This is a genomic window from Streptomyces sp., assembly GCF_019510245.1.
GTDB lineage: Bacteria > Actinomycetota > Actinomycetes > Streptomycetales > Streptomycetaceae > Streptomyces.
This window is the reverse complement of sequence record NZ_JAEKKT010000160.1, coordinates 38,942-57,790: the sequence shown is the minus strand read 5'-3', so window position 1 is coordinate 57,790 and position 18,849 is coordinate 38,942. Positions and strand designations below refer to the sequence as shown.

General features: G+C 68.9%; 17 protein-coding genes and 1 pseudogene. 17 read left to right on the top strand and 1 reads right to left on the bottom strand.

What is annotated here, in order from left to right:
• Positions 1–72: 72 nt before the first annotated feature.
• The 6 genes from arc (at position 73) to prcA (ending at position 6,111) form a co-directional block, all read left to right on the top strand.
• The gene (gene arc, locus JF597_RS30680) at positions 73–1,839 is read left to right on the top strand and encodes a proteasome ATPase (RefSeq protein WP_294002788.1); all 1,767 of its coding nucleotides are present in this window, start codon (positions 73–75) and stop codon (positions 1,837–1,839) included.
• Between the two features lie 244 nt (positions 1,840–2,083).
• Complete coding sequence (gene dop / locus JF597_RS30675; protein WP_366916466.1) at positions 2,084–3,595, top strand: depupylase/deamidase Dop; 1,512 nt, start codon at positions 2,084–2,086, stop codon at positions 3,593–3,595.
• Between the two features lie 190 nt (positions 3,596–3,785).
• A complete protein-coding gene (locus JF597_RS30670; RefSeq protein ID WP_234531430.1) occupies positions 3,786–4,004 on the top strand; it encodes a ubiquitin-like protein Pup in 219 nt (72 codons plus the stop codon).
• A gap of 32 nt (positions 4,005–4,036) precedes the next feature.
• Positions 4,037–4,606, top strand: coding sequence for an endonuclease VII domain-containing protein (locus JF597_RS30665; protein WP_294002786.1), 570 nt, complete (start codon positions 4,037–4,039; stop codon positions 4,604–4,606).
• Positions 4,558–5,403: a proteasome subunit beta gene (prcB, locus tag JF597_RS30660; protein WP_294002784.1), complete on the top strand. Its 846-nt coding sequence runs from the start codon at positions 4,558–4,560 to the stop codon at positions 5,401–5,403. Before JF597_RS30665 ends, prcB begins: the two co-directional genes overlap by 49 nt.
• Before the next feature lie 69 nt (positions 5,404–5,472).
• The gene (gene prcA / locus JF597_RS30655) at positions 5,473–6,111 is read left to right on the top strand and encodes a proteasome subunit alpha (protein ID WP_294002782.1); all 639 of its coding nucleotides are present in this window, start codon (positions 5,473–5,475) and stop codon (positions 6,109–6,111) included.
• 81 nt (positions 6,112–6,192) lie between these two features.
• Here the strand turns inward: prcA and JF597_RS30650 are convergent, their stop codons facing one another.
• A complete protein-coding gene (locus JF597_RS30650) occupies positions 6,193–7,209 on the bottom strand; it encodes a LacI family DNA-binding transcriptional regulator (RefSeq protein ID WP_294002780.1) in 1,017 nt (338 codons plus the stop codon).
• 88 nt (positions 7,210–7,297) lie between these two features.
• Here JF597_RS30650 and JF597_RS30645 point away from each other — a divergent pair.
• The 11 genes and pseudogenes from JF597_RS30645 to JF597_RS30595 all read left to right on the top strand — a co-directional run bounded on the left by JF597_RS30645 (position 7,298) and on the right by JF597_RS30595 (position 18,778).
• Positions 7,298–8,535, top strand: a pseudogene (locus JF597_RS30645) (MFS transporter).
• 9 nt (positions 8,536–8,544) lie between these two features.
• Positions 8,545–9,906: a Pup--protein ligase gene (gene pafA, locus JF597_RS30640; protein WP_294002778.1), complete on the top strand. Its 1,362-nt coding sequence runs from the start codon at positions 8,545–8,547 to the stop codon at positions 9,904–9,906.
• A gap of 114 nt (positions 9,907–10,020) precedes the next feature.
• The gene (locus JF597_RS30635) at positions 10,021–11,019 is read left to right on the top strand and encodes an FKBP-type peptidyl-prolyl cis-trans isomerase (RefSeq protein ID WP_294002776.1); all 999 of its coding nucleotides are present in this window, start codon (positions 10,021–10,023) and stop codon (positions 11,017–11,019) included.
• 75 nt (positions 11,020–11,094) lie between these two features.
• Positions 11,095–11,466, top strand: a complete 372-nt coding sequence (locus tag JF597_RS30630) for an FKBP-type peptidyl-prolyl cis-trans isomerase (protein WP_294002774.1) — start codon at positions 11,095–11,097, stop codon at positions 11,464–11,466.
• Positions 11,467–11,672: 206 nt separating this feature from the next.
• On the top strand, positions 11,673–12,626 hold the full coding sequence (locus tag JF597_RS30625) for a WYL domain-containing protein (RefSeq protein ID WP_294002772.1): 954 nt from the start codon (positions 11,673–11,675) through the stop codon (positions 12,624–12,626).
• Between the two features lie 19 nt (positions 12,627–12,645).
• Entirely contained in the window at positions 12,646–13,656 is a 1,011-nt protein-coding gene (locus JF597_RS30620; protein ID WP_294002770.1) for a YafY family protein, read from the top strand.
• 186 nt (positions 13,657–13,842) lie between these two features.
• Positions 13,843–14,103, top strand: a complete 261-nt coding sequence (locus JF597_RS30615; protein ID WP_294002796.1) for a hypothetical protein — start codon at positions 13,843–13,845, stop codon at positions 14,101–14,103.
• A gap of 10 nt (positions 14,104–14,113) precedes the next feature.
• Positions 14,114–14,308, top strand: a complete 195-nt coding sequence (locus tag JF597_RS30610; RefSeq protein ID WP_294002768.1) for a hypothetical protein — start codon at positions 14,114–14,116, stop codon at positions 14,306–14,308.
• 260 nt (positions 14,309–14,568) lie between these two features.
• Positions 14,569–14,853 carry a Sec-independent protein translocase subunit TatA gene (gene tatA, locus JF597_RS30605; protein ID WP_181806521.1) on the top strand — a complete coding sequence of 95 codons (285 nt, stop codon included), beginning with the start codon at positions 14,569–14,571 and terminating at the stop codon, positions 14,851–14,853.
• A gap of 47 nt (positions 14,854–14,900) precedes the next feature.
• Positions 14,901–15,842 carry a twin-arginine translocase subunit TatC gene (tatC, locus tag JF597_RS30600; RefSeq protein ID WP_294002763.1) on the top strand — a complete coding sequence of 314 codons (942 nt, stop codon included), beginning with the start codon at positions 14,901–14,903 and terminating at the stop codon, positions 15,840–15,842.
• A gap of 83 nt (positions 15,843–15,925) precedes the next feature.
• Positions 15,926–18,778, top strand: coding sequence for a DEAD/DEAH box helicase (locus JF597_RS30595; RefSeq protein WP_294002761.1), 2,853 nt, complete (start codon positions 15,926–15,928; stop codon positions 18,776–18,778).
• Positions 18,779–18,849: the final 71 nt, after the last annotated feature.

Below are 18,849 nucleotides of genomic sequence, written 5' to 3'. Positions count from 1 at the left end.
TAGGGGTTTCAATCGACACCCACCCAGGTAGGGTCTGGAAGCGTCCAGCTCCCCTTGGAGGAGGTGAGGACCGTGGCAGCCCACGACGACGACATGAACCGCGGCATCCGCCCGGGACGAGGGTCCGACGACCCGTCCGAGCAGATCGCCTATCTTGAGCAGGAGATCGCCGTCCTGCGACGCAAGCTCGCCGACTCTCCGCGACACACGAGGATTCTCGAAGAGCGGATCGTCGAGCTGCAGACGAACCTGGCCGGCGTGTCCGCCCAGAACGAGCGACTCGCGAACACCCTCCGCGAGGCCCGCGACCAGATCGTGGCCCTCAAGGAAGAAGTCGACCGACTCGCACAGCCGCCGGCCGGCTTCGGTGTCTTCCTCACGGCGAACGAGGACGGCACCGCCGACATCTTCACCGGCGGCCGCAAACTGCGGGTGAACGTCAGCCCGAGCGTCGACCTGGACGACCTCAGGCGCGGCCAGGAAGTCATGCTCAACGAAGCGCTCAACGTGGTCGAGGCCATGGAGTACGAGCGCGTCGGCGACATCGTCACCCTCAAGGAGATCCTCGAGGACGGCGAGCGCGCCCTCGTCCTGGGGCACACCGACGAAGAACGGGTGGTCCGGCTCGCCGAACCCCTGCTCGACGTGAACATCCGCCCCGGCGACGCCCTGCTGCTCGAACCCCGCTCCGGCTACGTCTACGAGATCGTCCCCAAGAGCGAGGTCGAGGAACTCGTCCTCGAAGAGGTCCCCGACATCGGCTACGAGCAGATCGGCGGACTCGGCGGCCAGATCGAGGCCATCCGGGACGCCGTCGAGCTCCCCTACCTCTACCCCGACCTGTTCAAGGAGCACGAACTGCGCCCGCCCAAGGGTGTCCTGCTCTACGGACCCCCCGGATGCGGCAAGACGCTCATCGCCAAGGCCGTCGCCAACTCGCTGGCCAAAAAGGTCGCCGAAGTCACCGGCCAGGCCGCCGGCAAGAGCTTCTTCCTCAACATCAAGGGCCCCGAGCTCCTGAACAAGTACGTCGGCGAGACCGAGCGGCAGATCCGCCTCGTCTTCCAGCGAGCCCGCGAGAAGGCCAGCGAGGGCACCCCCGTCATCGTCTTCTTCGACGAGATGGAATCCCTCTTCCGCACCCGCGGCTCCGGCGTCAGCTCGGACGTGGAGAACACCATCGTCCCCCAGCTGCTCGCCGAGATCGACGGCGTCGAAGGCCTTCAGAACGTGGTCGTCATCGGCGCCTCCAACCGCGAGGACATGATCGACCCCGCCATCCTCCGCCCCGGCCGACTCGACGTGAAGATCAAGATCGAGCGTCCCGACGCCGAGGCAGCCAAGGACATCTTCGGCAAGTACCTCACCGAACGCCTCCCGCTCCACTCCGACGACCTCGGAGAGCACGGCGGCAGCAAGGCCACCACCGTCGAAAGCATGATCCAGACGGCAGTGGAACACATGTACGCCGAATCCGAGGAGAACCGCTTCCTGGAAGTCACCTACGCCAACGGCGACAAGGAAGTCCTCTACTTCAAGGACTTCAACTCCGGCGCCATGATCGAAAACATCGTCGGACGCGCCAAGAAGATGGCGATCAAGGACTTCCTCGAGCACAACCAGAAGGGCCTCCGCGTCTCCCACCTCCTCCAGGCCTGCGTGGACGAGTTCAAGGAGAACGAGGACCTGCCCAACACCACCAACCCCGACGACTGGGCCCGAATCTCCGGAAAGAAGGGCGAACGGATCGTCTACATCCGTACCCTCATCACCGGAAAGCAGGGCGCGGACACCGGACGCTCCATCGACACGGTGGCCAACACCGGACAGTACCTGTAAAACACAGGGCGGCTGCGGGTGCCCTCACCGGGTACCCGCAGCCGACTGTTTTTCCGGCCAAAACCGGAACCGAGGCGAGCAAGGCAATGACGCAAATGATCTCCCCACCAGCGCAAAGGCGTTCTAGGCTCTTTCCTACCGCCGAGTCGCGCAGTGCGGGGACGGGCACCGCACACGCACCGGAGCGCCAGCGGTACGCGAGCGGAGCCCACGACCGAGGGCTCCGCCGGGCAAGGAGGGCCGCATGACCGTACGGCGAGTAATGGGCATCGAGACGGAGTACGGGATCTCCGTCCCCGGCCACCCCAACGCCAATGCCATGCTCACCTCGTCCCAGATCGTCAACGCCTACGCGGCGGCGATGCACCGGGCCCGGCGGGCCCGCTGGGACTTCGAGGAGGAGAACCCGCTACGGGACGCCCGAGGCTTCGACCTCGCACGCGAGGCCGCCGATGCCAGCCAGCTCACCGACGAGGACATCGGCCTCGCCAACGTGATCCTCACCAACGGCGCACGCCTCTACGTCGACCACGCACACCCCGAATACAGCGCCCCCGAGGTCACCAACCCCCGCGACGCCGTCCTCTGGGACAAGGCCGGCGAACGCATCATGGCCGAAGCCGCCGAACGAGCCGCCGCACTCCCCGGCGCCCAGCCCATCCACCTCTACAAGAACAACACCGACAACAAGGGCGCTTCCTACGGCACGCACGAGAACTACCTGATGAAGCGGGAAACCCCCTTCTCCGACATCGTGCGCCACCTCACCCCCTTCTTCGTCTCCCGCCAGGTCGTCACCGGCGCCGGCCGCGTCGGCATCGGCCAGGACGGCCACGAACACGGCTTCCAGCTCAGCCAGCGCGCCGACTACTTCGAGGTCGAGGTCGGCCTGGAGACCACACTCAAACGGCCCATCATCAACACCCGCGACGAACCCCACGCCGACGCGGAGAAGTACCGCCGCCTCCACGTGATCATCGGCGACGCCAACCTCTCCGAGATCTCGACCTACCTGAAACTCGGCACCACGGCCCTGGTCCTCTCCATGATCGAAGACGGCTTCATCGCCGTCGACCTCGCCGTCGACCAGCCCGTACGCACCCTCCACCAGGTCTCCCACGACCCCACCCTCAAGCGCCTCGTCACCCTCCGCAGCGGACGCACACTCACCGCCGTCCAGCTCCAGATGGAGTACTACGAGCTCTCGCGCAAATACGTGGAGGAGCGCTACGGCGCCGACGCCGACGACCAGACCAAGGACGTCCTCACCCGCTGGGAGGACACCCTCAACCGCCTCGAACACGACCCCATGAGCCTCTCCGGCGAACTCGACTGGGTCGCCAAACTGGAGCTCATGGAGGGCTACCGCCGCCGCGACGACCTCGACTGGGACGCCGCCAAGCTGCACCTCCTCGACCTCCAGTACGCCGACGTACGGGCCGAGAAGGGCCTCTACAACCGCCTCGCCGCCCGCGGCCGCATGAAGCGGCTCCTGGCCGAGACCGACGTCGAACGGGCCCGCACGAGCCCTCCCGAGGACACCCGGGCCTACTTCCGCGGCCGCTGCCTCGAGCAGTACGCCGACGACGTCGCCGCCGCCAGCTGGGACTCGGTCATCTTCGACCTCCCCGGCCGCGACAGCCTCCAGCGCGTCCCAACCCTGGAACCGCTACGCGGAACGCGAAATCACGTCAAGGAGCTCCTGGACCGCTGCCGCACCGCAGAAGACCTGGTCAGGGTCCTCTCCGGCGGCTGAACGGGTACCCGGAGCACACCGGGCGGCCGGGGTCAAAACCCCGGCGCCCGGGAATCATCGAGGTGGCCCCCGTACGTTGGAGAAACTGCGGGGCCGATGTCGGACCCGGCTTGTAGGGTCTGATCATCACCGATCGGCAGGAAAGCCGACCTGTCGACCCATGTCGGGCGAACTGAGCGGGGTGAGTGTCATGGCAACCAAGGACACCGGCGGCGGACAGCAGAAGGCGACGCACTCCACCGAGGAGGTCGAGGAGCAGGCGGCAGAGTCGCAGGGCTCCGAGGACCTCAAGGAACGGCACGAGAAGCTGTCGGACGACGTGGACTCCGTCCTCGACGAAATCGATGATGTGCTCGAGGAGAACGCAGAGGACTTCGTGCGCTCATTCGTTCAGAAGGGTGGCGAGTAGTCTTCGAATCGAAGGTGGCGGGGGCGCTTCGGATGGCAAGCGAAGAAGGTGTGAAGCGCTGTGTGCGGTGCGGGGAGTGCAAGCCGCACGCAGCGTTCGCCCGTAAGCGGTCCAGCCTGGATGGTTTGCAGCGCCATTGTCGGGACTGTGCGACCAACTATCACTGCGGCGCCCCGGGGCTTCCCGGCGGCGTTCGCGTGCCTGAGGGACACAAGCGTTGCCGTGGATGCGGGGAAGTGAAGCCGCACAGTCAGTGGCACCGAAGGGGCCAAGGCCTTGCCAGCCGCTGCCAGGCCTGCAGGGCGGCGGCTCAGCCCGCTCAGTGTCTTCGGCGCAGGTATGGGCTCACCGAAGCCGAACGCGACGAGTTGATCGCCTCCCGAGGCGGCGTCTGCTGTATCTGCCTATCCGCCCCCGCCGTGCATGTGGATCACTGCCACAAGACGGGTAGGGTCCGAGGCGTACTGTGCTTCAACTGCAATTCGGCCATCGGTCTGTTGAGGGACGATCCCGAGACGCTCAACCGAGCCGCCGACTACCTGGAAGGAAACGCGTGGAAGCCAACACTCGTAGCACCGGGCGTCTACCAGCTGCCTTCCTGACGCCTGGGTCCTCCTCGTTCATGGACTTTCTCGGGGAGCACCAGCCGGAGCTGCTGCCCGGCAGGCGGCAGTTGCCGCCCACGCAGGGGGTGATCGAGGCGCCGCACGGGACCACGATCGTGGCGGTGACCTTCCCCGGGGGCGTGGTGCTCGCCGGTGACCGTCGGGCCACGATGGGCAATGTGATCGCGCAGCGGGACATCGAGAAGGTGTTCCCGGCCGACGAGTACTCGGCGGTCGGTATCGCCGGCACCGCCGGTCTCGCCGTGGAGATGGTGAAGCTCTTCCAGCTGGAGCTGGAGCATTTCGAGAAGGTCGAGGGCGCCCAGCTGTCCCTGGAGGGCAAGGCGAACCGGCTGTCGACGATGATCCGGTCCAACCTGGGCATGGCGATGCAGGGTCTGGCGGTCGTGCCGCTGTTCGCCGGGTTCGACGTGGACCGGGCGAAGGGGCGGATCTTCTCGTACGACGTGACGGGCGGTCGTTCCGAGGAGCACCACTTCGCCGCCACCGGGTCGGGCTCGATCTTCGCGCGCGGTGCGATGAAGAAGCTCTTCCGTGAAGACCTGTCCGAGGAGCAGGCGACCACACTGGTGGTACAGGCTCTGTACGACGCGGCCGACGACGACTCGGCGACGGGTGGTCCCGATGTCGCGCGCCGGATCTACCCGATCATCACCGTGATCACCGAGGGCGGTTTCCGCCGGCTCACCGACGACGAGTCCTCTGAGCTCGCCCGTGCGGTGCTGGCGCGCCGTCTGGAGGAGCCGGACGGCCCGCGCGCGGCGCTGCTGTAGGGCGTCGGCGTTCTTATCAAGGTGATCCCAGTGACTTCGACGGAACCCTAAGGAAGGGGACGGATACCGGTGTCGACGCCGTTCTATGTCTCACCTCAGCAGGCGATGGCGGACCGTGCCGAGTACGCCCGGAAGGGCATCGCGCGTGGCCGCAGTCTGGTTGTGCTCCAGTACGCCGACGGCATCGTGTTCGTCGGTGAGAACCCGTCCCGTGCGCTGCACAAGTTCAGCGAGATCTATGACCGGATCGGTTTGTACGCGCACACGTTGCGCACGATCTTCTCGTCGGCGGCGGAGAAGCCGTACGAGGTGGAGCTGGTGGTCGCCGAGGTGGGGGAGACTCCGGAGGGTGACCAGATCTATCGGTTGCCGCACGACGGTTCGATCGTGGACGAGCACGGTTCGGTGGCGGTCGGTGGCAGTGCGGAGCAGATCAGTACGTATCTGGACCGTGAGCACCGGGAGGGTATGACGCTGGCGGAGGCTCTGAAGCTGGCGGTGACGGCGTTGTCGCGGGAGCCGAACGGTACGCAGCGGGAGATTCCGGCGGAGCGTCTTGAGGTTGCGGTGCTGGACCGGACGCGTCCGCAGCAGCGGAAGTTCAAGCGGATCGTCGGTCCGCAGTTGTCGCGGCTGCTGGAGTCGGGCGGTGCGGCCACGGCTGCGGAGGCGGATGAGGCCGAGGAGTCGGGCGGGGACGTCGAGTAGCCCTCGGTATCAGCCCCGCTCTGCGCGCCCCGTCCGGTGGTCACCGGACGGGGCGCCGGCGTGTGTGCACCCGTTCGGCGGCTATGAGGGGCGTGGGGGTGCTGTGGAGCCGCGTACGACGAGTTCTACGGGGATGTCTCCGTGTTCGGGTTCGCGGCCGTCCAGGACGGCGAGGAGGGCTTGCATGCCGCGTTCGCCGAAGAGTTCGGCGTCGAGGCGGACGGTGGTGAGTTCGGGGTCGATGGCGGTGGCGAGGGCGAGGTCGTCGAGGCCGGTGACGGAGATGTCGTCGGGGATGCGCAGGCCGTGGCGGCGGAGGGCTTTGTAGGCGCCGGCGGCGAGTTTGTCGTCGTCGCAGACGAGGGCGGTGGGGTGGGGGCCGGGGGTGGTGAGGGCGGCTTCGGTGGCGGCCTGGGCGTCTTCGATGGAGATGGGGGCGTGGATGGTGCGTACGGAGGTGCCGGGGACGGCTGCGGTGCGGGTCGCCAGTTCGCGGGCGCGTGCTTCGAAGGTCCAGGAGGGGACGTCGGCGGCGAGGTGGAGGAAGTGGCGGTGGCCGAGGCCGAGGAGGTGGTCGGCGACCTGGCGTACGCCGTCGGCGATGTCGAGGTTGACGGTGGCGGCGCCGAGGCTGCCGTGGGGGTCGCTGTCGAGCATGACGAGGGGGAGTTGGTCGCCGCGGATGGCGGTGAGGGCGTCGGCGGCCATGGAGGAGGCGATGACGCCGTCGAGGGCGGCCTGAGCGGAGGCGAAGGGGTCGCGGGCCGGCCCGATGCCCTCGGGGGAGGGGTAGAGGACGACTCCGAAGCCGTTCTCGGCGGCCACCCGGGCGGCGCCGGTGTAGACGCCCGCGAAGAACTCGGTGGTGAGGGCGGGGACGACGAGGAGGACGGTGCGGGTGTGGCCGAGGCGGAGGTTGCGGGCGGCGAGGTTGGGGCGGTAGCCGAGGTCGCGGGCGGCTTCGCGGACGCGTTGGGCGGTGGTTTCGGAGACGCGGCCGCGCCATTTGTCGCCGAGCACGAGCGACACGGCTGCCTGGGAGACGCCGGCGGCTTGGGCGACGTCGCGGCTCGTGGGGCGCGTGCTGCTGGATGGCACCGGGGGTGGGCTCCTTCGTCTGGACGTGTGAACAGCGCACATGGTACGTATGGGAGCCGGGGTTATACGTAAAACGTGGAGGCGGGACATGGCCGCGGGGTACCTGGAGATCCTCAGGGCGAGGCACGCGGCCCGGCTGCTGACGGGGACGCTGGTGGGGCGGTTGCCGAACGCGACGGCCGCGATCGCGATCGTGCTGTTCGTGCGGGCGGGGGGCGGTACGTACAGCCTCGCGGGGGCGCTGGCGGCGGCGTACGGGGTGGCCAACGCGGTGGGTCAGCCGGTGCTGGGGCGGCTGGTCGACCTGTGTGGGCAGCCGCGGGTCCAGTTGCCCGCGGCGTTCGCGTCGGCCGTCGCGATGGCCGTGTTCGCCTTCGCGGGTACCGGGTCGCCGGTGGTGGCGTACGGGGCCGTGGCGGCGGCCGGGTTGTTCACTCCGCCGCTGGAGGGCGGTCTGCGTGCTCTGTGGCCGAGTGTTCTCGGCGCCGAGGAGCAGGTGCACACGGCGTATGCGATGGATGCGGTGGCGCAGGAAGTCATGTTCACGGTGGGGCCGTTGCTGGTGACGTTGTGCGTGTCGCTGTGGTCGGCGCAGGCGGCGTTGCTCGTGGTGAACGTGGTGGGGGTGCTGGGGGCGCTGTCGGTGGTGGTCTCGCCGCCGTCGCGGGCGTGGCGTTCGGCGCCGCGTGCGGCGCACTGGCTGGGGGCGCTGCGTTCGCCCGGGCTGCTGGCGCTGCTGGCGGCGTTCCTGTTCGTGGGGGTGGCGATGGGGTCCATCACGGTGGCCACGGCGGTGATGCGGTGTACGGCTGGATGATGGCGGCTCTGGGGCTGGGTGCGCTGTCGGGGGGCAGTGTCTACGGGGCGCGGCGGTGGGTGGGGGAGCCGGCGCGGCGACTGCGGGTGCTGGTGGCTCTTCTGGCGGTGTGTTATCTGCCGTTGATGCTGATGCCGGGAGCGTTGGCCATGGTGTTGCTCACGGTGTTGGCTGGGGTGTTCCTGGCGCCGGCGATCGCGTGTGCGTTCGTGCTGGTGGACCGGCATGCGCCGGTCGGTACGGTCACCGAGGCGTTCTCCTGGCTTGTGACGACGTTCACAGTGGGGGCGTCGGTGGGAACGGGCCTGGCGGGGCCGGTGGTCGAGGCGGGCGGGGCCCTGTGGGGGTTCGCCGTGCCGGGTGCGGCGGGGGGTGTGTCGTTGCTGGTCCTGGCGGTCACGGGGCGGGTCCTCGCAGCTCCCGGTGGGGGTGCGGTGGTTGCGGCCGGTTCGGAAAATGATCCAAATCGTGCTGCCGAACCCCGTTTCAGCTCAGGGGATCGGGCGTAATGTTCAGTCATGGACCGCCGCATTTTCGGGCTGGAGAACGAGTACGGCGTCACGTGCACGTTCAGGGGACAGCGCCGCCTGTCGCCTGACGAGGTGGCGCGGTACCTCTTCCGCCGTGTCGTGTCATGGGGCCGTAGCAGCAATGTCTTTCTGCGGAACGGCGCCCGGCTCTATCTCGACGTGGGCTCACATCCGGAATACGCGACACCCGAGTGTGACAACGTGACCGAACTGGTCACCCACGACAAGGCCGGCGAGCGCATTCTCGAAGGGCTGTTGGTGGACGCCGAACGACGCCTGCATGAGGAAGGAATCGCGGGCGACGTCTACCTTTTCAAGAACAACACGGACTCGGCGGGCAACTCCTACGGTTGCCACGAGAACTATCTGGTGGCGCGGCACGGGGAGTTCTCCCGGCTCGCGGACATCCTGATCCCGTTCCTGGTGACCCGGCAGCTGCTGTGCGGCGCCGGGAAGGTGCTGCAGACGCCGCGCGGTGCGGTGTACTGCGTGAGCCAGCGGGCGGAGCACATCTGGGAGGGCGTCTCCTCGGCGACGACGCGTTCCCGGCCGATCATCAACACGCGCGACGAGCCGCACGCGGACGCGGAGCGCTACCGCCGGCTGCACGTCATCGTCGGTGACTCGAACATGTCCGAGACGACGATGCTGCTGAAGGTCGGCGCCACCGACCTGGTGCTGCGCATGATCGAGGCGGGCACGGTGATGCGGGACCTGACCCTGGAGAACCCGATCCGGGCGATCCGCGAGGTCAGCCACGACATCACGGGCCGGCGCAAGGTGCGCCTCGCCAGCGGCCGGGAGGCCTCCGCGCTGGAGGTGCAGCGGGAGTACTACGAGAAGGCCGTGGACTTCTGCGAGCGCCGCGGTATCCGGACCGGCACGGTCGAGCAGGTGCTGCAGCTGTGGGGCCGCACGCTGGACGCGATCGAGTCGGAGGACCTGGACCGGATCGGCACCGAGATCGACTGGGTGATGAAGAACAACCTCATCAAGCGGTACCGGGCCAAGGACAACATGACCATGTCCCATCCGCGGGTGGCGCAGATAGACCTCGCTTATCACGACATTCACCGTCGTCGAGGTCTGTATTACCTGCTGGAGAAGAAGGGGCAAGCCACGCGGATCTGCAATGACTTGAAGATCTTCGAGGGTAAGTCGGTACCGCCGCAGACGACTCGGGCGCGGTTGCGCGGTGACTTCATCCGGCGGGCCCAGGAGCAGCGCCGGGACTTCACGGTCGACTGGGTGCATCTGAAGCTCAACGACCAGGCGCAGCGCACGGTGTTGTGCAAGGACCCGTTCCGTTCGGTCGACGACCGGGTGGAGAAGCTCATCGCCGGTATGTGAGAGATCGGCACAGAACGCCACACGGGCGCCGTACGTTTTCCGTACGGCGCCCTTCTCACGTCGTAGAGTTGCGCGCACGCCATCCGCAAGATCGACCGATTACGAGGCTCTTCCGTGCGCCGACGCTCTCTTCTCCTTGCCGCTGTTCCCGCGGGACTGGTCACGCTCGCCGGGTGTGGTGACGACTCGTCCTCCTCCAGCAAGGCCAGCGCCTCGCCGTCGGCCACCGCCTCGGTGCCGCCGCCGAAGATCGTGGACGGGCCGTTGCCGGCGATCACGGCGGGCACGAAGTTCGATGAGAAGCCGACGGTGGCCAAGGGCAGCGGGGATCCGTCGAAGAACCTGGCGGTCAAGACGGTGATCGCGGGCGGTGGCAAGACGGTCGCGGAGAACGACTTCATCCAGGCCAACTACCTGGGGCAGATCTGGTCCACGGCCAAGGTCTTCGACCAGTCCTACGACCGTACGCCGCTGCTGATGCAGCTGGCCGCGGGCAGCATCATCGACGGCTGGCGGTACGGGCTGGCCGGGAAGAAGGTCGGCAGCCGGGTGCTGATGGCCGTGCCGCCGACCTGGGGGTACGGCAGCTCGGGGAACTCGCAGGCGGGGATCAAGGGCACGGACACGCTGGTGTTCGTGGTGGACGTGCTGAACTCGTTCAACTCGAAGAGCTCCAGCACGGGCAAAGAGGTCGCGCAGAGCGACGCCGCGCTGCCGAAGATCGGCACGAACACGGACGGCAAGGCCCCCTCGATCGAGATCCCGAAGGCGGACCCGCCGAAGAAGCTGGTGTCGAACTACGTGCTGGAGGGCGACGGCCCGGTGGTGCAGTCGACGCAGACCATCCTGTGCCAGTTCAAGGGGGAGGTCTGGGACAGCGGCAAGGCCTTCGAGCAGACGTACGAGAGCGGGCGGCTGGCCCAGTTCTCGCTCGAGCAGATGCAGGAGGTCCTCAAGGGGCTGGCGCAGGGGATCACCGGCAAGAAGGTGGGCAGCCGCATCATGGTCGTCACGCCGCCGGACCTCGCCTACGGGAACAACCCTCCGAACGGCGGCGTGGTGAAGAAGGGTTCGACGCTGGTGTTCACGGTGGACATTCTTGCGGCGATGTAGTCGTGCGGGCGTGACCCGGGCGGGGATGAAAGACTGTCCGGGTTCCGTGTCGTAACACAAGCAGGAGCCCAAGACGTGAGCATCGACAAGCCCGAGATCGACTTCCCCGAGGGCGAGGCCCCGGCCGACCTGGAGATCAAGGACATCTGGGAGGGTGACGGCGAGGTGGCCCAGGCGGGTCAGACCGTCACCGTGCACTACGTGGGTGTCGCGTTCAGCACCGGCGAGGAGTTCGACGCCAGCTGGAACCGGGGCACGCCGTTCCGTTTCCCGCTCGGCGGTGGCCGGGTCATCAAGGGCTGGGACCAGGGCGTGCAGGGCATGAAGGTCGGCGGGCGCCGCCAGCTGACCATCCCGGCCCACCTCGCCTACGGCGACCAGAGCCCGACGCCCGCGATCAAGCCCGGCGAGACGCTGATCTTCGTCGTGGACCTGATCGCGGTCTGATTCCCCGCCCCGGCCCGGCGCCGTCGGGCGCTGACCGGTCGTGGCCGGAAACCGGCTGCACGAGGGCCCGTGCCGTGCGCGCGGGCCCTCGGCGTCTGCCGGGTCCAGTCCGTTTCGGACCTCGTATTTTGTACTGGCTTTTGCCGTGACGCTCCGGAGCGGTACGGTCATCGGTCAGAAGCACCATAGGGAGGCGAAGGGCGTCGATGGCCATTGCCAAGGCCGAGCGGCTGATGAACCTGGCGCTGTGCCTGCTGGGGACGCGGCGGCCGCTCAGCAAGCGTGAGCTGCGGGAATCCATCGAGGCCTACCTGGAAGCGGGCAGTGACGACTCCTTCAGCCGGATGTTCGAACGGGACAAGGACGACCTCCGCGAACTCGGGCTGGTGATCGAGACCGTCGAGAACCTGGACGGCGAGGTCGGCTACCTGGCGCGCCGCGACAGCAACCGCCTGCCGCCCATCACCCTGGACGCCGAGGAAGCGGCCGCTCTCGGTCTCGCCGCCAAGGTCTGGCAGCAGGCCCGGCTCGCCGGCGCCGCCAGCGGCGCCCTGCAGAAGCTGCGCGCGGCCGGGCTGCCCGAGGACGTCGACCCGTACGAGGCGCACGGCGCCCTCGAGCCGCGCATCCCGGTGCACGAGGCCGCCTTCGAACCGCTGATGCTGGCCTGCCGGGACCGCCGCCCGGTCGTCTTCGACTACCGCAAGGCCACCGCCGCCCACCCCGAGACCCGGAACGTGGAGCCCTGGGCCCTGGAGTGCTGGCGCGGCCACTGGTACCTGGCGGGCTGGGACCGCGACCGGGGCGCCGAGCGGGTGTTCCGGCTGTCCCGGATCACCGGCAAGGTCCGCTCCCGGGGCGCCGCCTTCAGCGCGCCGGTCCCCGACGTCGTCACCGTCCGCGAGACGGTGGCGAGCTGGGCCGGTGAGATCGCGGACCGCTCCGCGCTGATCCGGCTGCGCTCCGGGTCCGGGTACCCCCTTCGGGCGAAGGCCACCGCGGTGCGGGAACTCGGAGACGGGTGGGACGAGTTGGAGATTCCGTACGGGCACGGGCTGGATGCCTGGCTGGTGGAGTTCGGACCGGACGTGATGGTCCTGGAGCCGGCCGAGCTGCGGGCGGACGTCGTCGACCGGCTGCGTGCCGTGGCCAAGGGCTGAGGGGGAGCGGAGCAAGGCAGTGGCAGGCAAACCGGTCAGGCCCGTGAACGCCATCGACCAGACCCGGCGGATGCTCTCCCTGGTGACCTACCTGCGCGAGCGCCCCGGCGCCCGGATCGCGGACGTGGCGCGCGCCTTCGGCATCACCGAGGACGAGCTGGTCTCCGACCTCGACGTGCTGCCCATGTGCGGCACCAGCTTCCGGGGCGGCGATCTGCTGGACATCGACACCGACGGCGAGCGGATCTGGTGGCACAACGCGGCCGCGCTCGGCGAGGAGGCCGCCGAACCGCTCCGGCTCGCCGCCGACGAGGCGACCGCACTCCTGGTCGCCGCCCGCGCCGTGGCCACCCTGCCCGGGCTGCGCGAGGGCGACCGGCAGGCGCTGCTGCGGGCCACCGCCAAAGTGGAGACGGCGGCCGGCGAGGCGGGTGACGCCAGCGCCCGGCTGTCGGTGACCTTCGAGTCCGAGGGCGGGGTCTTCGCCGACGTCGACCGGGCGATCGCGGAGCGCCGCCGGCTGTGGATCCGCTACTACTCGCCCGCCCGCGACGAGGTCACCGAGCGCGAGATCGACCCCATCCGCCTGGTCAGCGTCGGCCACACCTACGTGGAGGCCTGGTGCCGCCGCTCCGAGGCCCGGCGCACCTTCCGGCTGGACCGGGTGGCGGAGATCAAGATCCTTGACGAGCCGTCCGCGCCCCCCGAGATCGAGCTGCGCGACCTGTCCGAGGCCCTGGTGCAGCCGGCCGCCGAGGACCCCGAGGTGGTCGTCGAGGTCGGTCCGGCCGGCCGCTGGGTCGCCGAGTACTACCCGCACGACAGCGCGGATGAGCTTCCCGACGGCGGATTGCGTATTACCCTGCGCACCCCCGATCCGGCCTCCCTGCGCCGGCTGGCGCTCAGGCTCGGCGGTGACGGCCGGATCGTGTCACCGCCCGAGCTGGCCGAGGCCGCCCGCCGGGCGGCCCGCGAGGCACTGGCGGCGTACGACCACGTTGGGCACGGCGACGAGGAGGGGCATGAGTGAGTCGGAGGGGCGCGCCGGTGTCGAGGGGGTGACCGCGCCGAGGCCCGCAGGGTCGAGCACGGTCACCCCCTCGACACCGGCTGAGGCGTGCCGAAGGCGAACGATCAAGAAGGAGGGGCGAGGGTTTTGAACGAGTCTTCGGGGGTTCTGGACGAGTCTTCGGGTCCCGGCGCGGGTGCCCGGGAGATGACGGTCGCGGCCGCCTTCGCCGGGATGAGAAGAGTGGTCCCCGTGGTGTTCCGGGCCGGCTGCCCGGACTGCCGGGGCAGTTTCGAGCTCACCGCGAGCGCCCTGCGCCTGGCCGTCGGAGCCACCAGCAAGACGACGTTCTACTCGTTCACCTGCCCCGACTGCGGGGCCGCCGTCCGCAAGCCCGCCGGCGAGCGGATCGTCGAACTGCTCACCGGCGGCGGGGTCCGCACACTGCGGCTGCACCCCACCGTCTAGGCTCGGCCCCATGTTCTGGGCGATGGTCGCGGTTGCTGTGGGTTTCGTGGGGCTCGCCGTGCTCGGCGTGCTCGCCGTCCGGGTCTTCCTGGAGGCGCGACGGCTGGGCGCGCAGGTCGCGGACTCGGCACGGCGCATCAACCGGGCCGCGGAGGACCTGGAGCGGGCGGCCGAGAGTGCCGCCCGCACTGTGGACGCACTGTGACTCCCGCTGTGCGAGCGGTGTGAGTAGTGGGCCATAAGCGGTTTGCGTCACTTCGCCCTGTCACGGTGCCCGTAGGGACAGGTACGCTGCTGCACGCGGCACGGAGAACGAGGCCCGTTCCGCGGACCGGGAGTACGCACGGGGATTGCCTGACGTTTACCCCTGAGCGTTACGATCGCTGAGAGCACGATCACTCGGACGCATGTCCGACGGATCGCACAGCATCCCACCCAGCCGCCTCGGTGAGAAGGTAAAGACTTATGTTCGGAAGGCTCGGCGCCCCCGAGATCATTCTCATCCTCGTCGTCGTCATCCTGCTGTTCGGCGCGAAGAAGCTTCCCGACATGGCGCGCTCGCTCGGCAAGTCCGCTCGCATCCTCAAGAGCGAGGCCAAGGCGATGAAGGAAGACGGCAACACCACGACCTCCGCCCAGGCGCCCGCCTCCGGCGAGCAGTCCCAGGCCCAGCGCACCATCCAGGCGGCCCCCGGCGACGTCACCAGCGCCCGCCCGGTCAACGAGCCGTCGGACACCACCCAGCGCTGACGCAAGGCCGGTAGCCCCCGGCCTGCCGCACGAGATGAGGACGTGGGTTGCCAAAGTCTGCCCGCAATCAGGAGAAGGATCCCGAGGGGCGGATGCCTCTCGCGGATCACCTTCGTGAGCTCCGCAACCGGCTCGCGAAGGCCATGCTGGCCATCATCGTCATCACGGTGGTCGCCGCCTTCTTCTACAACAACGTCATCGACTTCCTCACCAAGCCGATCCTCGACTCGGTCGGTTGCCATCACACCTTCTCGGAGATGAACACGACGAAGGGTGACGAGCAGTGCGCGCAGATCACCATCAACGGTCTGCTCGCGCCCTTCACCCTCGCCCTCCAGGTCTCCCTGATGGCCGGTGTGGTCTTCGCCTCGCCGGTCTGGCTGTACCAGCTGTGGGCGTTCGTCGCCCCAGGTCTGCACCGGCACGAGAAGAAGTACGCCTACGCCTTCGTCGGCACCGGCGTCCCGCTCTTCTTCGGCGGCGCCTACTTCGCGTACCGGGTCCTGCCGACCACCGCGAAGGTGCTCATCGGCTTCACCCCGCACGGCGTGAGCAACCTGCTGCCGCTCGACGACCTGCTGCAGCTGGTCACCCGCATGGTGATCGTCTTCGGTCTCTCCTTCGAGCTGCCGCTGCTCCTGGTGTTCCTCAATCTCACCGGAATCATCACCGGCAGGCGCATGCTCGGCTGGTGGCGGGCGATGATCCTCGGCATCACGGTCTTCGCGGCCGTGGCCACCCCGAGCACCGACCCGCTCTCCATGCTGGCGCTCGCCGGACCGATCTGGGTGCTGTACTTCGGCGCGGTCGCGTTCTCCCTCGTCAACGACCGGCGCAAGCGCCGCCGCGACGACGACGGCCTCGACGACGACGAGGCCTCCGACCTCGACCTCACCCCCGAGGACATCGGCGAGATCGAGACCGTCTCCGCCAGCCGCGCGCTGCCCGAGGGCCCGGATCGGGTCAACGGCTACGACGACGTGACCTGACAGGGCGACCACAGCCACCGGGAGGTGCCCGCGTCCCATGACGCGGGCACCTCTTCGTCGTCCGTTGTCCCATGTTCCGGATAATGATCGTCCTGTTGTCAGTGGGGACCGGTACGCTCGAAAGCACGATGACAGAGGACCTCTCACCGGCCGAGCGGTATGCGGCGGCCCGCAGGCGGGCCGCCGAGCAGGCCACCGCGCTCGCGTCGTTCCGCGAGATGTACGACTTCGGCCTCGACCCCTTCCAGATCGAGGCCTGCCAGGCACTCGAAGCCGGAAAGGGCGTACTGGTGGCCGCCCCCACCGGCTCCGGCAAGACGATCGTCGGCGAGTTCGCCGTCCACCTCGCCCTCATGCAGGGCAAGAAGTGCTTCTACACGACGCCCATCAAGGCGCTGTCGAACCAGAAGTACGCCGACCTGTGCCGCCGCTACGGCGACGGCATGGTCGGCCTCCTCACCGGTGACAACAGCATCAACCCGGACGCCGCCGTGGTCGTCATGACCACCGAGGTCCTGCGGAACATGCTGTACGCGGGCTCCCAGACCCTCCTCGGCCTCGGCTACGTGGTCATGGACGAGGTCCACTACCTCTCCGACCGCTTCCGCGGCGCCGTCTGGGAAGAGGTGATCATCCACCTCCCGGAGTCCGTGACCCTGGTCTCCCTGTCGGCGACCGTCTCCAATGCCGAGGAGTTCGGCGACTGGCTGGACACGGTCCGCGGCGACACCGAGGTCATCGTCTCCGAGCACCGGCCCGTCCCGCTGTTCCAGCACGTGCTCGCCGGACGCCGGATGTACGACCTGTTCGAGGAGGGCGAGGGCCACAAGAAGGCCGTCAACCCCGACCTCGCCCGGCTGGCCCGCATGGAGGCCCAGCGTCCGTCGTACCAGGACCGCAGACGCGGCCGTGCCATGCGCGAGGCCGACCGGGAACGGGAGCGCCGGCAGCGGTCCCGGGTGTGGACACCGGGCCGCCCCGAGGTCATCGAACGCCTCGACAACGAGGGCCTGCTGCCCGCCATCACCTTCATCTTCAGCCGCGCCGCCTGCGAGGCCGCCGTCCAGCAGTGCCTGTACGCCGGACTCAGGCTCAACGACGACGAGGCACGGGAGAAGGTGCGTGCCCTGGTCGAGGAGCGCACCTCGTCGATCCCGCCGGAGGACCTGCACGTCCTCGGCTACTACGAGTGGCTCGAAGGCCTGGAGCGCGGCATCGCCGCCCACCACGCCGGCATGCTCCCGACCTTCAAGGAGGTCGTCGAGGAACTCTTCGTACGCGGCCTGGTGAAGGCCGTGTTCGCCACCGAGACCCTCGCGCTCGGCATCAACATGCCCGCCCGCTCGGTGGTGCTGGAGAAACTCGTCAAGTGGAACGGCGAGCAGCACGCCGACATCACCCCGGGCGAGTACACCCAGCTGACCGGCCGTGCGGGCCGCCGCGGCATCGACGTCGAGGGCCACGCGGTGGTGCTCTGGCAGCGCGCCATGAGCCCCGAGCACCTGGCCGGGCTCGCCGGCACCCGCACCTATCCGCTGCGGTCCAGCTTCAAGCCGTCGTACAACATGGCGGTCAACCTGGTCGAGCAGTTCGGGCGGCACCGGTCTCGGGAGCTGCTGGAGACCTCGTTCGCGCAGTTCCAGGCCGACAAGTCGGTCGTCGGGATCTCCCGCCAGGTCCAGCGCAACGAGGAAGGGCTCGCCGGCTACAAGGAGTCCATGACCTGCCACCTCGGCGACTTCGAGGAGTACGCGCGGCTGCGGCGGGAACTGAAGGACCGCGAGACCGAACTGGCCCGGCAGGGCGCCTCCCAGCGGCGCGCCGAGGCGGCCGTCGCCCTGGAGAAGCTCAAACCCGGCGACGTCATCCACGTGCCGACCGGCAAGTACGCCGGCCTCGCGCTGGTGCTGGACCCCGGGCTGCCCGCCGGGCGGTCCAACGGTCACCGCGGCTTCGAACAGCACGACGGCCCCCGGCCGTTGGTGCTCACGGCCGAGCGGCAGGTCAAGCGGCTCGCCTCCATCGACTTCCCGGTGCCGGTCGAGGCGCTGGAGCGGATGCGGATCCCCAAGTCCTTCAACCCCCGCTCCCCGCAGTCCCGTCGGGACCTCGCCTCCGCGCTGCGCACCAAGGCTGGGCACATCCCGCCGGAGCGGGCCCGCAAGAAGCGGTCGCAGGCCGCCGACGACCGCGAGATCGCGCGGCTGCGCACCGCGATCCGCGCGCACCCCTGCCACGGCTGCAACGACCGTGAGGACCACGCCCGTTGGGCCGAGCGCTACCACCGGCTGATCCGGGACACCTCCCAGCTGGAGCGGCGCATCGAGGGCCGGACCAACACCATCGCCCGGACCTTCGACCGGATCGTGGCACTCCTGACCGAGCTGGACTACCTGCGCGGCGACGAGGTCACCGAACACGGCAAGCGGCTGGCCCGCCTGTACGGCGAACTCGACCTGCTCGCCAGCGAATGCCTGCGGGCCGGTGTCTGGGAGGGCCTCGGCCCCGCGGAACTCGCCGCGTGCGTCTCGGCGCTGGTGTACGAGGCCAGGGTCGGCGACGACGCCATGGCGCCCAAGCTGCCCTCCGGCAAGGCCAAGGCCGCGCTCGGTGAGATGGTGCGGATCTGGGGGCGCCTCGACGCCCTGGAGGAGGAGTTCCGCATCAACCAGACCGAGGGCGTCGGGCAGCGCGAACCGGACCTCGGCTTCGCCTGGGCCGTCTACATGTGGGCTTCCGGGATGGGCCTGGACGAGGTGCTGCGGGAAGCGGAGATGCCGGCCGGCGACTTCGTCCGCTGGTGCAAGCAGGTCATCGACGTGCTGGGGCAGATCGCGGCGGCTTCTCCTGCGGAGGGCTCGACCGTGGGGAAGGCCGCGCGTAAGGCGGTTGATCTGGTGCTGCGGGGGGTTGTGGCCTACTCGTCGGTGGGGTAGCGGGTTCGTTGGCGGGTGCGGGTGGAGTGCGGCTGGTCGCGCAGTTCCTCCCCCAGCCTTCGGGCGGGGGT